Consider the following 12,850-nt stretch of genomic DNA (forward strand, 5'->3'; position numbering starts at 1 on the left):
GCATCCTCTGATCATACTTTCTCTACCTTGGCCTTGCCCATGATTCCCGAAGGCCGGAAGATCAGAAAGACCACCAGCAGGGTGAAGGCGAAGACGTCTTCATAGTCGCTTGAAATGTAGCCGGTGGCGAAACTTTCGGACAAACCCAGAAAGAGTCCGCCGAGCATGGCTCCGGGGATGGACCCGATGCCGCCCAGAACGGCGGCCGTGAAGGCCTTGATGCCAGCCAGAAAGCCGATGGCGAAATTGACCATGCCGACATGCGAGGCGATAAGCACGCCGCCGAGCGCCGCCAGGGACGAACCGAGGATAAAGGTGATGGAGATGACCTTGTCCGCATCGACTCCGAGCAGCATGGCCATCTTGCGGTTCTGAGCCGTGGCGCGCATGGCCTTGCCCATCTTGGTGTACTTGATGAACGCCGTCAGCCCCGCCATGGAGAATGCGCTGGTGACGACGATGACGAAGTCCGAGGACCCGAAAACGTGGGCGATGGGCTCGATGAAATCAAAATCCGGGATCAGGCGCGGAAAGGGCAGAAAGTCGGAAGTCTGAGCCAGGATGATGTAGTTCTGCAGAAACAGGGACATGCCGATGGCGGAAATGAGCGGAGAAAGACGGCCTGCCCCGCGCAGGGGCTTGTAGGCGATCTTCTCCATGCTGTACCCGTATCCCGCGCAGTAGATGATCGCCACCACAGCGGCGATGACCAGGATGGCAGGTGCGGGAAAACCCATGATCCCGAGCACGCTGGCGATGATCAGGCCAACGAAGGCACCGAGCATGTAAACCTCGCCGTGGGCAAAGTTGATGAGCTCGATGATGCCGTAAACCATGGTGTAGCCGATGGCGATGAGAGCGTAGATGCTCCCTCGGGTCAAGCCGCCCAGAAAAAGTTCCAAGAAATATTGCCAGTCCATAATTCCCCGTCTGCTCCGGCTCCGGACCAATGCCTGCCGGTCTGTTGAAAGAACCGAGGGACAGGCTATGCCCGTCCCTCGGTTAAAGCTGCATAGGAAGAGGGATCCTACTTCAGTTCCACGTAAGCGCCGCCCTGCACCTGGTACATGGAGAAACCTACGCCTTCGGCATCGCCACGGGCGTCAAACTTGATCGTGCCGACGGTGGTGTCCACGTTTTCGCTGCGAAGCACGGCCATGATCTTGTCGGAGTCGGTGGAATCGGCCTTGTCGATGGCGTTGACCAGGGCCTGCATGGCTGCATAGGCGGCGTCGAAGAATGCGCCGGGCTCAGTGCCGAATTCGGCCATGTGAGCGGCCTTGGCGGCCTTGTTCATTTCCAGAGCGCTGACGTCCTGGGGACCGGAAGCGTAAACGCCTTCGGCATCGGCGCCTGCGACCTTGATGAAGGTGTCGTCCTTCACGCCGTCGTCGGAGATGAACTTCACGTCGACGCGCTTCTTCTTCAGCTGGGAAACGATTTTGGAAGCTTCAGGATGGTAGCCGCCGAACATGACGGTGTCCGCGCCGGCCTGACGAACTTTCTGGACCACGGCGGAGTAATCCACGGCGCCGGGGGTCACGCCCTCAAAGAGGACAACTTCAGCCTTGCCGCCTTCCTTGATGAACTTCTGTGCGTACTCGGCGTAACCCTTGCCGTAGTCGCCCTTGTCGTGCAGCACCGCGATCTTCTTGGCGCCCAGCTTGTCGATGGCGAAGTCGACGCCAAGCAGAGCCTGGGCGTCATCGGAAGCGATGGTGCGGAAGAACGTGGGGTACTGGCCGCTCTGGGTCAGCTCGGGGTTGGTGGCCGAAGGAGACATGGTCACGATCTTGGCTTCGGTATAAATGGGCAGGGCAGCCTTGGTGGCGCCGGAACAGATGTGCCCGACAACCACGACCGCGCCGTCGGAAACGAGCTTGGTCGCTGCGTTGGTCGCCTTTTCAGGCTTGCACTCTTCGTCCTGGATCAAAAGCTCGATCTGCTTGCCGTCGATACCGCCCTTGGCGTTGATGTCCTTCGCCACGAGCTTGGCGGCATTGACCGTCGGCAGGCCGTAAGAGGCCAGATCACCTGTGTGCGCTCCCGCCACGCCGATCTTGACGGTGTCGGCACCAAATGCCGTACTGGTCAGCAAAGTCAGGCACGCAGCGATCACGAGACCAGAAAAACGTTTCATCAGTTCCTCCACAATGTTCAAGTTTAGGATATGATTCATGGCCCGCCTGGGCAGGCCACTAAAGCTTGCGGAATCGAGGGCTATTACCATTAGCCCCTTGGAGGTGTCAAACAGCAGTCGGACGATTACTTACTGTCCAGTTCCCGCTGTGCGTTGCTGACGAGTCCGGGATCATCCGGCGCGGCGTCGATCACGGCCTGAAAATGGGCCACGGCTTTCTCCGGCTGCGTCAAATAATACTTGTAGATGACGCCCAGATTGTAGTGGGCATGAAAATTCTGCTGCTCAATGGCCAGCATGCGCTCGAAAAACTCTGCGGCCTCGGCGTATTTCTCAAGCTCGAAAAGGCAAAAGCCCTTTTGATTGAGAGCCATCACATCGTTCTGGTTACGCTCGAGAATCATGTCCCAGAACGACATGGCCTTATCCCAGGCCTGCATGTCCATGAACGACATGCCAAGGGAGCGCATGGCCTCGATATCTTCCGGGTTATCCTGCAGTTTCTTCATCATGGCGGACACGGCGGCCATGTCTCCGCCCATCTGCTCCATGCCTCCGCCGCCGGGCATCTCCCGGCGCTCCTCGTGCTGCACGATGGATGGATTCTCCACCCGAAAGCTCACCGCCGCGAAAAGCATGAGGCCAAGACAGGCCAGCAGGAAATACAACGCCCGACGACGGGCGGCCTGGGGAAAAGCGTTATTCGTCTCCATCAATGATCTCCAGTTGCCGTACGCGGCGTTCCAAAACACTGTGCTGCCGGGCCAGGAACAGGACGTATCCGCCCACGCCCAGCCAGATGCACGCATTGGCGATAAAAAGGTAATTCATGCCTATCCCCTTATTGCAAGGTCTTTTCCTGGATCCTGATCAGAGCCGCCTCGACGCGCCGCTTCAGACCAGCGCCGTGGTAACGCGCCAGGACCAGAGTCCCGAACAGCGCCCCCCAGGCCAGGACATTGATCCACACCGCCGTCCACATCTCCGGCTCAAGCCCCCCACCCTTGGACGCGAGCACGGCCGGATGGATGGACCGCCAAAGCCTGGCCGACAAAAAAACCAGCGGCACATCCAAAAAGGCCACGATCCCGAGCACGGCCCGCACCTTCGCCCCCTTGGTCCCGCCCACGTCGGCGGAACGCAGGACCAGATAACCGGCGTACACGAACCACATCACGAGCGTGGTGGACAGACGCGGGTCCCACGTCCACCATGTATTCCAGGCCGCCCGCCCCCAGATGGATCCGGTGACGAGGGCCAGGCCGCTGAAAAGAACCCCGATCTCGGCCAGCACCCCGGCCAGAACGTCCCAGCACTCCCGGCCGGTCCAGAGCACCATCACGCTTGCGGCGCAGACCCCGAAAAAAGCGACAAAGGACCACCACGCGAGCGGCAGATGGAAATAGAAGACCTTCTGCACCAGCCCCATGGTCATTTCCTCGGGGGCGTAAAACCAGATGGCGTATTGTCCCACCGCCATCAGCGCCATGCTCGCGCAGGCAAGAACCATGAGTACTTTTGGATAGATGCGAAACATGCTCATCCTTTTATTCCCCTCTGAAGACATGAGGGAACAGAAAAAGTGCCGCGCCCGCAAAAACTGCGTCAAACGCCATGACAAGTCCGAACCAATCCGCGACCCCGGCCAGGGCAGTGCCCTGCATCAGCCCGACCCCGATACGAATTCCGCCGAGAAGCAGCGGTATCTGCAACGGAAAAACAATGATGGTCAAGAGCGCGTCCTTGGCCCCCTGCCCCTGGCCCATGGCCCCGATGAGCCCGCCCAGCACGCACAGGCCGACGTCCACGCCCAGCACCATGAGCACGAGCCCGACCAGGTTGTTTCCAGGGTCAAGACCAAGAAAGACAAGGGCCGCCGGAAAAAAGAAAACCTGGCACAGCAGAAGAAGCAGAAGCCCTGCCAACGTCTTGCCCAGCCACAATCCCTGTACCGGCAGAGGGGACAGCAGCAGGGCCGTGGCCGTGTCGTTCTCCTCTTCGAAACGAAAAAGCAGGGAAAAAATAAGGACCACCCCGAAGGAGCTGCACAGCCAGAAGATGGCCATGGCCTGCTGGGCGGAAAAACGTTCGCCCGGAGCCGCGGAAAGGCTGAAGATGAAAACCAGCAAGAGCCCGAGCAGAACCGCCTGGACCGGCCCCTGCCCTCCGGCGAAGGCCAGACGCAGGTCTTTGCGGGCGATGGCCAGTGAAGACGAGATCATGGTCCCTCCGGAGAAAATCCCTGCGCCGGGCCAAAGTAGCTCATGCCCCGTCCGCCAAGACCCAGAACCATGTCGGCCCTTTTCAGGTCCCGATCCAGGTCGTGGGATATCCAGACAATACCCGCGCCCCGGGCCCGGGCGGCCTCCAGCTCGCCATGCAGCAACGCCTGGGAAGCAGTGTCGAGACCCGTGGACGGCTCATCCAGGAACACAAGCGCCGGTTCGACCAGGAGAACCCGCGCCAGGGACAGGCGCTGGGCCATGCCCCTGGAAAACGTGCCCGCCGCCTCCAGGGCGAAGCCCTTGAGGCCGACCCGGTCTAGAAGGCCGAGCAGAGCAGCGTCGTCCAGGCCGCGCCCGTAGACGCTGTTCCAGAATTCGAGATTGCCCAGGGCCGTGAGCGCCGGATAGACAAAGGTCTGGTGTCCCATGAAGGCCATGGCCCGATCCGGGACCGTGCGTTCCACCGTGCCCGCCCGGGGCGGGGTCAACCCGGCCATGATCTTCAAAAGCGTGGTCTTGCCCGCGCCGTTGGGACCGGCCACGAGCATGATGCTGCCCGGAGCCAGGTCGCAGGACACTCCCTTGAAGATCAGCCTGGAGCCGAAAAAATGGCTGACCCCGCGCAGGGTCAGCAGGGAACCTCGGCTCATCATCGGCGCTCGATCTTTCTCCAGCACAGGAACGCGATCAGACAGGACAGGGTGCCCCCGATCCAGATCCAGTTGACCAGCGGGTTGACGCTGACCTTCAGGCTGACCGCGCCCTCTTCGTTGAAGCCGAGCAGCGTGGCGTATATTTCCTCGCCCAGGGATGGGATGACCGAGACCTCGGCAAAGGTCGACTGCTCGAAGTTGCGGTACAACCGCTTCTCAGGCGCAAGGCTGCCCACGGGCTTGCCGCCCTGGGTCACGCTCAGCAGGGCTGCGTGGGTGTCCATGGCCGGATTGTCGTGATCATGGGTCAGCTCGTTGAACACGATCTCATACGAGCCGACGGTCATGGACTGTCCCTTGGTCAGCACAGCCTCCGTCTCCACTTTGTAGGGCCCGGAAAAGGCCACGCCGACGACCATCAGCGCCACGCCCAGATGCACGCCGTAAGCGCCCCAGGACGGCAGGAAGGCCCGGGCGCCCTTGTTGCGGACAAAGTACAGGGCGATGGAGACGATCATCATGAAGCCCGAGGCCGCGGAAAAAAGGGCCAGCGGCTGCGAGTAGCCCAGGGCGAACATGACCACCGCCGCACCCGCTCCCGCGCCGAGCACGAGGCTAAGCGCCGTCTTGTCGCTGATTCCGCTTTTCTGCGAAAACCAGGGGCAGACGGACATGATAAAGGCCAGCACGGCAAAAAGGGGCAGGCAGACCCTGTTGTAGAAGCCGGCGTCAAGGCCCACGGGATTGGCGCTCCACATGCTGCTGAGGACAGGCCAGAGCACGCCCAGAAAGACAATGCCGCCCAGACACAAAAAGAGCCAGGAAGCCAGAAAGAGCATGCCCGGACGACTGGCGAAATCATCGATGTGCACGGAGTCGTCCTTGCGCGCTATCAGGCAGACATAGAGGGTCAGCAGCATCGTCAGGACCATGAAGACCAGGAGCGGGATGCCCATGCGGCTGCCCCCGAAGGCGTGCAGGGAGTCGATCATGCCGCTGCGGACCACGAAGGTGGCGAAAAAGCAGAGCAGAAAGGTCAGGGCGACCATGAACACGTTGGTGCGCAGCAGCGACTTGCGCGTGCGGCCGACAATGGCGGTATGGATGAAGGCGGTGCCGGCCAGCCAGGGGATGAGCGATGCGTTTTCAACCGGATCCCAGGCCCAGTAGCCGCCCCAGCCAAGTTCCATGTAGGACCACCAGGCCCCGAGGATGATGCCCGAGGTCAAAAAGATCCAGGCCACGATGTTCCAGTTCCGGCACAGCTCCAGCCACTCGCGGCTGTTGCCCGACAGGCGCGAAGCCAGGGCCAGGCAAAAGGGAATGGTATAGCCGGCGTAGCCCAGGAAAAGCAGAGGAGGATGGAATATCATGCCCGGATTCTGCAGCAGGGGATTGAGTCCCCGTCCTTCCGCCGGGACAGGGTCGAGCTTCATGAACGGGTTGCTCGGACCGGTCAGGGCGTACAGGAAAAAAATCTCGATCAGGAAAAGGAGCAGCCAGAAAAACACCTTTGTCCTGTTGTCCAGCCGGGAGTACCCGGGGGTGTAGATCATGCACCAGCCCATCAGGGCCACGCACAGATACCAGAACAGAAAAGATCCGTTCTGCCCGGCCCAGAATGCCGTGACGGCATAGAACAGCGGCAGAAAGGTGTCGGTGTAATCCCGTACATAGACGTAGGAGAAATCTCGGACCACCAAGGCCTGCACCAGGACGGCAGAGACCGCCAGGACCACCACGGTCAGCAGGATCTGTCCCTTTTCAAGCAGGGCGACGGTGTCGAAATCATCTTTGAGGGCCTTCATCCCGGCCGTCGCGGTCAAGCCCACGGCGGCCAGCATGCTCAGGAGCAGAGCGGTGAAACTGATGGCGTGCATGAAGCGGGGTATCCTCGTGGAGGTTCGGGTTGTAAAAAAAGGTAAATGAACCGGGACTAACCTGCGGACCCGGGAGGACGCATCTGGCCCTTTTCATTTTTTTCGTATTTGGACGGACATTTGGTCAACAGCGTGGTGGCTTCGAAGACCCGGGTATCGGCCGTGAACGAGCCCTCAAGGATGACTTCGACCCCGGCCTTGAACGTATCGGGCACCGCCCCGCGATAGTGAACGCGGATGGCCTTGCCCGGGTCGTCCTTGTCCAGGGCGTAAAAGGACACGCCCATGGCCGAAGGGTCATGCTCTATGTCCTTCTCCGCGACCATGCCAAAAAGCCTCGCCTGGGACAGTTTTTCGGCAGGCATGGCCAGCGCTTCGGAAACATTCAGAAAATACACGGAATTCTGGGACAGCCCACTGAAGAGAAGATAGCCCACTCCGGCCCCCACAAGCAGGACGGCAACGAGGTAGACCCATTTCTGATTTTTTGCTGTGCTCATTAAAATCTCCGGTTTCATTGTGGCCCGGCTCCTAGCACGAACCGACGCCACCTGTCACGACGCCTTGCGTGCTGGTACGAACGCGCATATCCACAACCAGACCAGTTTCGTCAACATTTTCGTATGACAAATTTCAGTCGCCCCCCTGCGCAGGCGGAGCGACCGGGCCGGTCCATTTCCTTTCTTGACCTTGCTGCGCTTACCGATCAAAAAAGCCCATCTTCGGCAAGGACAAATATGACCACCATAGACACCATTCTGCTCGACCGCGACGGGACCCTGATTGAAGAGCGCCACTACTTGAGCGACCCCGCGCAGGTCGCGCTCATCCCGGGCGTGGCCGCCCCCATGCGCAGGCTGGCGGCGCTTGGCTGCAGCTTCTACCTGGCCAGCAACCAGAGCGGCATCGGGCGCGGCTTCTTTACTGCCGAAGACTACCACAGGGTGCACGCGCGGCTTGTGGAACTGCTGCTGGCCGAAGGCATCGCCCTTGGCGGCGCCGCCCATTGTCCCCACTCGCCGCAGGATGAATGCGAATGCCGCAAACCCCGCACCGGGCTTTGGCGGCAGCTGGCGACGAATTTCAGCCTGTCTCCCGAAAAAACGGTCATGATCGGAGACAAGATCGCCGATATCCGCTTCGGCCAGGCCATCGGTTGCGCCGAAACAGTGCTGGTCCTGACCGGCCACGGCCCTGAAGCCGCCGGAAAACTTGGCCTGGGCCTACCCGAAAGACCGCTGCTGCTGTGCGCTCCCGGCCCGGACCGGCCGACCTGGCTGGCGCGGGACCTTGGCTGCTATCTGGAGCATCTTGTGCAAAAAAAGGAACATGTGCATGCACATCGGATTTGACGCCAAACGCTTCTTCCACAACCCCACGGGGCTGGGCAACTACTCGCGCAGCACCATCTTCGGGCTGGCGGAGCATTTTCCGCAGCACAGCTATACATTATATACGCCGCGCCTGTCCGGTCCATTTTGCACATTGCCCGCCTGCCATGGCCTGCATGTGCAGGAAGCATGCCCGCTTGGCCGCGCGTTTCCGGCCTTGTGGCGCAGCCTGGGCATCCCCCGCGCGGCACGCGGTCATGGTCTGGACATCTACCACGGCCTGTCCCACGAGCTCCCGCTGACCTCGTTCGGATCGCGCACGCGCACCGTGGTCAGCATGCACGACCTGCTCTTTCTGACCCATCCCCACCTCTATCCATGGGTCGACCGCCAGCTCTATGCGTTCAAATACAGGCAGAGCTGCCTGCGCGCGGACATTGTCGTGGCCATCAGCCAAAAGACCGCCGACGACGTGCACGAACTTTTCGCCGTCCCCCGGGAGCGCATCCGGGTGGCCTATCAAAGCTGCTCCCCGGCCTTCGGCGTCACCAGAGACCAGAACGAAGCGCACAGGCTGCGCACGATTCACGGCCTGCCGGAGCGGTATGTGCTGTTTGTCGGCTCCCTCATCCCCCGCAAGGGCGCCCAGACGCTCATCTCCGCGCTGGCGCAAGTGCCCGGAGCCGACCGGCCGGACCTGGTCATCGTCGGCAAGGGCCCCCTGGAGCCGGCCCTGCGCGAGCAGGCCCGGGACTGCGGCCTTGCAGGGCGGGTCCACTTTCTGGGACAGGTCGCGGACGCGGATCTGCCGGGCCTGTATCAACAGGCAGCCCTGTTTGCCTATCCTTCGGTCGGCGAAGGTTTCGGCATCCCCATCCTGGAGGCCTTGAGCAGCCGGGTTCCGGTCATCACCTCCACCGGCTCATGCTTTGCCGAACCCGGTGGCGACGCCGCCCTGTACACCACGCCGGGCGACGCGTCCGCATTGGCCGAGGCCCTGGCCCGGGTCCTTCGCGACAGCGACCTGCGCCACGACATGATTGCCAAAGGCGTGCGCCACGCCCAGAATTTTCACATCTCGCGCACTTCGGCCGCCCTCATGCAGGTCTACGCCGACCTCTGCACAAAACGATAGGAGCCAATCCCCATGCCCCTGCCCTTCAGCAATCAGGAATGCCTGACCGTGCGACTGAGCGCCCTGGGCGACGCCATCCTGACCACGGGAGTGCTCGCATACTGGCATGCACAGGCCGGGCTGACATTTCAGGTGCTGACCAAACCGGCCCTGGCCCCCGTCTTCGCCGGCCACCCGGCCGTGACCGGGATCACGGCCGTCGGGGAGGATGACCTGCACGGCGCGCGCTGGATCGCATTCTGCCGCAAGCTGGCCCGGGAATTCGGCCACCTGCCGCTCATCGACCTGCACGTCAACCTGCGCACCCTGCTGCTGCGCTCCCTCTGGCCCGGCCCTACCCGGACCTACCGCAAATTCTCGATGACCAGGCGGCTGTTTCTGGCCACCCGGCACCCGGCGTTCGCCGCCAGACTGCGGCGCCTCAATGTCCCCCAGCGCTACTGCTTGGCTCTTGAGCCAGCGGCCGTGGATGCGCAGGCCCTGCGACCCCGCATCTTTCTCGACGAGAAAGAAAAAGCAGCGGCCGGTGAAACGCTTTCACGCCTGGGTTTCACGCGCCCCGTCGCCATCCACCCTTACGCCACCCACCCGGCCAAGACTCCGCGCCCTGAAGTCTGGCGAAAACTGATCCGAAAACTGGAAGCAACGGGCGAGCAGGTGCTCATTCTCGGCCGCCATGACCAGCCGCTCTGCCCGCAGACCCCGCATGACCTGACCAACGCCACCGACCTGCGCGCAACCGCGGCCCTGTTGTCCCTGTGCCGGGTCCTGCTCACCGGAGACTCCGGCCCCATGCACCTGGCCACGGGGGTCGACACGCCGGTCATCGCCCTGTTCGGGCCGACGACAAAGGAATGGGGCTTTTACCCATCGGGACCGCATGACCGTGTCCATCAGAGTCTCTGCCCGCACGCGCCCTGCTCCCTGCACGGCCAGGACGCATGCGGGCTCGGCAACGCCTGCATGAAGGACATTTCCGAAGAAGTGCTGCTGGATCTGCTTTCTTCTTTCCCGAGCTGAACTAACCCCGTCTTTTTGTTGACGGCACGCCATATTTTTAATAGGAACAATTATCAAAATTTGACAGAGGTACCGACATGAAAGAACTCTTGGGCAAAGACATGCGTCTGACAAACCAACGCAGGATCATCCTGGAAGAACTCAAGGCAGTGACCACCCATCCCACTGCCGATGAGATCTACGGCATGGTGCGTCAAAAGATGCCGCGCATCAGTCTGGGCACCGTGTATCGCAACCTTGAGGTTCTCAGCTCGCTCGGCCTGGTGCGCAAACTGGAAAACGCGGCCGGACAGAAACGTTTCGACGGCGACGTCTCGCCCCATCACCACATCCGTTGCGACGTCTGCGGCAAAGTGGGGGACATCTTCGACGCCCCGGACATCGCGGGCATCGAGCACGGGCTTGACACGGATTTCCAGATCACCGGCGTCAGCCTGGAATTCTCGGGCATCTGCCCGCGCTGCCAGTCTGAAAAAAAGCTGGCCCAATAGTCTCTTAGCGACGAACATGTCGTAATCGCCAAAATCACTGGAACAGCGATTCGTTCCATGGTATGTGACCGGATAAATTCATACCAGAACATGGAGGAAGAAATGGCGCAAAGACTTGAAGTGTACAAATGTGACCTGTGTGGCAATATCATTGAAGTGATGCATGGCGGCGACGGAACCCTGGTCTGCTGCGGAGAGGACATGAAGCTGCAGGTGGAAGGGACCGTGGACGCGGCCCGGGAAAAACATGTACCCGTCATCCACAAAACCGCCTCGGGCTACAAGGTCGTGGTCGGCGAAGTCGCCCACCCCATGCTTGACGCCCATTACATCGAATGGATCGAACTTGTCGCCGACGGCAAGGTCTATCGTCAGTATTTAAACCCCGGCCAGGCCCCTGAAGCCGAATTCTGCATCGAGGCCAAGAACGTCACGGCCCGGGAATATTGCAACCTTCACGGACAGTGGAAAATCGAAAACTAAAGGAGATACTCAGCATGGATAAGTATGTTTGCACCCTCTGCGGCTACGTTTACGACCCTGCCAGCGGCGATCCGGACAACGGCGTCGCCCCTGGAACCAAGTTCGAAGACATCCCCGACGACTGGACATGTCCTGTCTGCGGGGCCGGAAAGGAAGATTTCACCAAGGAAGATTGATTCTCCGAGGCCAGCCCGCACAATCCGGGCTGGCTTTTTTTTATACGCTCAAGCTCCCCGCCTCGGGCGGGGTCATCACGTTGTAAGGACAATCCCCCATGCCTGTTACTGAAATAAAAAAAGACATCTACTGGGTTGGCGTCGTGGACTGGAATATCCACGATTTCCACGGATACTCCAAAGCTCCCCAGGGAACGACATATAACGCGTATCTGGTCATCGACGACAAAGTCACCCTTTTCGACTCCGTTCCAGCCAAATTCCAGATGGACCTGTATCACCAGATCCGGTCCATCATCGAACTGGAAAAAATCGACTACATCGTCTGCAACCACATCGAACCCGACCACTCCGGGGCCATGCCTTTCCTGATGGAAAAAATTCAGCCCGAAAAAGTCTTCTGCTCCAAGATGGGGCATCGCATGCTCCTCGACCATTTCCATCAGCCCGACTGGCCGTACCATCCGGTTCAGACCGGCGACTCCATCAGCCTCGGCAAGCGCACGGTGCAGTTCATGGAGACACGCATGCTGCACTGGCCGGACTCCATGTTCTCCTACATCCCCGAAGACAAGCTGCTCATCTCCAATGACGCTTTCGGGCAGAACATCGCCTCCAGCGAGCGTTTCGACGACGAGATCGATCTGGCCATGCTCATGGCGGAGGCTTCCCACTACTATTACAACATCGTCCTGCCTTTTTCCCCGCGGGTCATCGCCGTGCTCGACGAAGTGGCCAAGCTGGGCCTTGAGATCGACATGATCGCCCCGGACCACGGCATCATCTGGCGCTCCAACGTGCCGCTGATCCTAGAGGCGTACCGCGACTACGCCGAGCAGAAGCCGAACAAGAAGGCGGTCATCGTCTATGACACCATGTGGCACTCCACGGAAAAGATGGCCAAGGCCATTGCCGAGGGGCTCATGGAAGAGGGGGTCGCGGTCAGGATCATGCACCTCAAGCAGTACCACCATTCCGACGTCATGGGCGCGCTGGCCGATGCCACCGGTATCATCTGCGGCTCCCCGACCCACAACAACGGCATCATGCCGCTAATGGCGGACTTTCTGACCTACATGAAGGGCCTCAAACCCCTGGGTCGCGTCGGCGCGGCCTTTGCCTCCTTCGGCTGGAGCGGCGAATCCCTGAGTGTCGTGACCGAATGGCTCAAATCGGCCAAGATCGAGGTCGTCGAACCCGGCGTGAAGTGCAAGAACGTGCCCGATCACGCCAAGCTGGCCGAATGCAAGGAACTGGGACGACAGGTCGGCAAAGCCATCGTGGCCAAAGTGGACGCCGAGGCCGCAGCGGAATAG

The 12,850-nt window shown here is 60.7% G+C and carries 16 protein-coding genes; 7 read left to right on the forward strand and 9 right to left on the reverse strand.

The window, feature by feature from the left end; genetic code table 11:
* Window positions 1-11 precede the first annotated feature (11 nt).
* From DBAC_RS12520 to DBAC_RS12555, 9 genes are all read right to left on the reverse strand, one after another.
* Window positions 12-920 (reverse strand): branched-chain amino acid ABC transporter permease, encoded by a 909-nt coding sequence (locus tag DBAC_RS12520; protein WP_015774669.1) that lies wholly within the window; start codon window positions 918-920, stop codon window positions 12-14.
* 107 nt (window positions 921-1,027) lie between these two features.
* The gene (locus tag DBAC_RS12525) at window positions 1,028-2,140 is read right to left on the reverse strand and encodes a branched-chain amino acid ABC transporter substrate-binding protein (RefSeq protein ID WP_043810933.1); all 1,113 of its coding nucleotides are present in this window, start codon (window positions 2,138-2,140) and stop codon (window positions 1,028-1,030) included.
* Between the two features lie 125 nt (window positions 2,141-2,265).
* Complete coding sequence (locus tag DBAC_RS19380) at window positions 2,266-2,853, reverse strand: tetratricopeptide repeat protein (RefSeq protein WP_015774671.1); 588 nt, start codon at window positions 2,851-2,853, stop codon at window positions 2,266-2,268.
* Entirely contained in the window at window positions 2,840-2,971 is a 132-nt protein-coding gene (locus DBAC_RS18470) for a CcmD family protein (RefSeq protein WP_015774672.1), read from the reverse strand. Before DBAC_RS18470 ends, DBAC_RS19380 begins: the two co-directional genes overlap by 14 nt.
* Before the next feature lie 10 nt (window positions 2,972-2,981).
* On the reverse strand, window positions 2,982-3,677 hold the full coding sequence (gene ccsA, locus DBAC_RS12535) for a cytochrome c biogenesis protein CcsA (protein ID WP_015774673.1): 696 nt from the start codon (window positions 3,675-3,677) through the stop codon (window positions 2,982-2,984).
* A gap of 10 nt (window positions 3,678-3,687) precedes the next feature.
* Entirely contained in the window at window positions 3,688-4,362 is a 675-nt protein-coding gene (locus DBAC_RS12540; protein WP_015774674.1) for a heme exporter protein CcmB, read from the reverse strand.
* Entirely contained in the window at window positions 4,359-5,018 is a 660-nt protein-coding gene (ccmA, locus tag DBAC_RS12545) for a heme ABC exporter ATP-binding protein CcmA (RefSeq protein ID WP_015774675.1), read from the reverse strand. Before ccmA ends, DBAC_RS12540 begins: the two co-directional genes overlap by 4 nt.
* On the reverse strand, window positions 5,015-6,898 hold the full coding sequence (locus DBAC_RS12550) for a heme lyase CcmF/NrfE family subunit (protein WP_015774676.1): 1,884 nt from the start codon (window positions 6,896-6,898) through the stop codon (window positions 5,015-5,017). The genes ccmA and DBAC_RS12550 overlap by 4 nt, the downstream gene beginning before the upstream one ends.
* A gap of 56 nt (window positions 6,899-6,954) precedes the next feature.
* Window positions 6,955-7,398, reverse strand: coding sequence for a cytochrome c maturation protein CcmE (locus tag DBAC_RS12555; RefSeq protein ID WP_043810938.1), 444 nt, complete (start codon window positions 7,396-7,398; stop codon window positions 6,955-6,957).
* 237 nt (window positions 7,399-7,635) lie between these two features.
* Between DBAC_RS12555 and DBAC_RS12560 the strand changes: the two genes are divergently transcribed.
* From DBAC_RS12560 to DBAC_RS12590, 7 genes are all read left to right on the forward strand, one after another.
* Window positions 7,636-8,250, forward strand: a complete 615-nt coding sequence (locus DBAC_RS12560) for a D-glycero-alpha-D-manno-heptose-1,7-bisphosphate 7-phosphatase (RefSeq protein WP_015774678.1) — start codon at window positions 7,636-7,638, stop codon at window positions 8,248-8,250.
* Window positions 8,234-9,364 carry a glycosyltransferase family 4 protein gene (locus DBAC_RS12565; protein ID WP_015774679.1) on the forward strand — a complete coding sequence of 377 codons (1,131 nt, stop codon included), beginning with the start codon at window positions 8,234-8,236 and terminating at the stop codon, window positions 9,362-9,364. Before DBAC_RS12560 ends, DBAC_RS12565 begins: the two co-directional genes overlap by 17 nt.
* 12 nt (window positions 9,365-9,376) lie before the next feature.
* Window positions 9,377-10,384: a glycosyltransferase family 9 protein gene (locus tag DBAC_RS12570; RefSeq protein ID WP_015774680.1), complete on the forward strand. Its 1,008-nt coding sequence runs from the start codon at window positions 9,377-9,379 to the stop codon at window positions 10,382-10,384.
* Between the two features lie 77 nt (window positions 10,385-10,461).
* On the forward strand, window positions 10,462-10,875 hold the full coding sequence (locus DBAC_RS12575) for a Fur family transcriptional regulator (RefSeq protein ID WP_015774681.1): 414 nt from the start codon (window positions 10,462-10,464) through the stop codon (window positions 10,873-10,875).
* Between the two features lie 102 nt (window positions 10,876-10,977).
* The gene (locus tag DBAC_RS12580; protein WP_015774682.1) at window positions 10,978-11,358 is read left to right on the forward strand and encodes a desulfoferrodoxin; all 381 of its coding nucleotides are present in this window, start codon (window positions 10,978-10,980) and stop codon (window positions 11,356-11,358) included.
* A 14-nt stretch (window positions 11,359-11,372) separates the two neighbouring features.
* On the forward strand, window positions 11,373-11,534 hold the full coding sequence (gene rd, locus DBAC_RS12585; protein ID WP_015774683.1) for a rubredoxin: 162 nt from the start codon (window positions 11,373-11,375) through the stop codon (window positions 11,532-11,534).
* A 98-nt stretch (window positions 11,535-11,632) separates the two neighbouring features.
* Window positions 11,633-12,850: an FprA family A-type flavoprotein gene (locus DBAC_RS12590; protein WP_015774684.1), complete on the forward strand. Its 1,218-nt coding sequence runs from the start codon at window positions 11,633-11,635 to the stop codon at window positions 12,848-12,850.

Source organism: Desulfomicrobium baculatum DSM 4028 (assembly GCF_000023225.1).
GTDB lineage: Bacteria > Desulfobacterota > Desulfovibrionia > Desulfovibrionales > Desulfomicrobiaceae > Desulfomicrobium > Desulfomicrobium baculatum.

Excerpts from the sequence above, each read along its gene's own strand:
- DBAC_RS12520 (WP_015774669.1), bottom strand. The coding sequence starts at position 920 with ATGGACTGGCAATATTTCTTGGAACTTTTTCTGGGCGGCTTGACCCGA.
- DBAC_RS12525 (WP_043810933.1), bottom strand. The coding sequence starts at position 2,140 with ATGAAACGTTTTTCTGGTCTCGTGATCGCTGCGTGCCTGACTTTGCTG.
- DBAC_RS19380 (WP_015774671.1), bottom strand. The coding sequence starts at position 2,853 with ATGGAGACGAATAACGCTTTTCCCCAGGCCGCCCGTCGTCGGGCGTTG.
- DBAC_RS18470 (WP_015774672.1), bottom strand. The coding sequence starts at position 2,971 with ATGAATTACCTTTTTATCGCCAATGCGTGCATCTGGCTGGGCGTGGGC.
- ccsA (WP_015774673.1), bottom strand. The coding sequence starts at position 3,677 with ATGTTTCGCATCTATCCAAAAGTACTCATGGTTCTTGCCTGCGCGAGC.
- DBAC_RS12540 (WP_015774674.1), bottom strand. The coding sequence starts at position 4,362 with ATGATCTCGTCTTCACTGGCCATCGCCCGCAAAGACCTGCGTCTGGCC.
- ccmA (WP_015774675.1), bottom strand. The coding sequence starts at position 5,018 with ATGATGAGCCGAGGTTCCCTGCTGACCCTGCGCGGGGTCAGCCATTTT.
- DBAC_RS12550 (WP_015774676.1), bottom strand. The coding sequence starts at position 6,898 with ATGCACGCCATCAGTTTCACCGCTCTGCTCCTGAGCATGCTGGCCGCC.
- DBAC_RS12555 (WP_043810938.1), bottom strand. The coding sequence starts at position 7,398 with ATGAGCACAGCAAAAAATCAGAAATGGGTCTACCTCGTTGCCGTCCTG.
- DBAC_RS12560 (WP_015774678.1), top strand. The coding sequence starts at position 7,636 with ATGACCACCATAGACACCATTCTGCTCGACCGCGACGGGACCCTGATT.
- DBAC_RS12565 (WP_015774679.1), top strand. The coding sequence starts at position 8,234 with ATGCACATCGGATTTGACGCCAAACGCTTCTTCCACAACCCCACGGGG.
- DBAC_RS12570 (WP_015774680.1), top strand. The coding sequence starts at position 9,377 with ATGCCCCTGCCCTTCAGCAATCAGGAATGCCTGACCGTGCGACTGAGC.
- DBAC_RS12575 (WP_015774681.1), top strand. The coding sequence starts at position 10,462 with ATGAAAGAACTCTTGGGCAAAGACATGCGTCTGACAAACCAACGCAGG.
- DBAC_RS12580 (WP_015774682.1), top strand. The coding sequence starts at position 10,978 with ATGGCGCAAAGACTTGAAGTGTACAAATGTGACCTGTGTGGCAATATC.
- rd (WP_015774683.1), top strand. The coding sequence starts at position 11,373 with ATGGATAAGTATGTTTGCACCCTCTGCGGCTACGTTTACGACCCTGCC.
- DBAC_RS12590 (WP_015774684.1), top strand. The coding sequence starts at position 11,633 with ATGCCTGTTACTGAAATAAAAAAAGACATCTACTGGGTTGGCGTCGTG.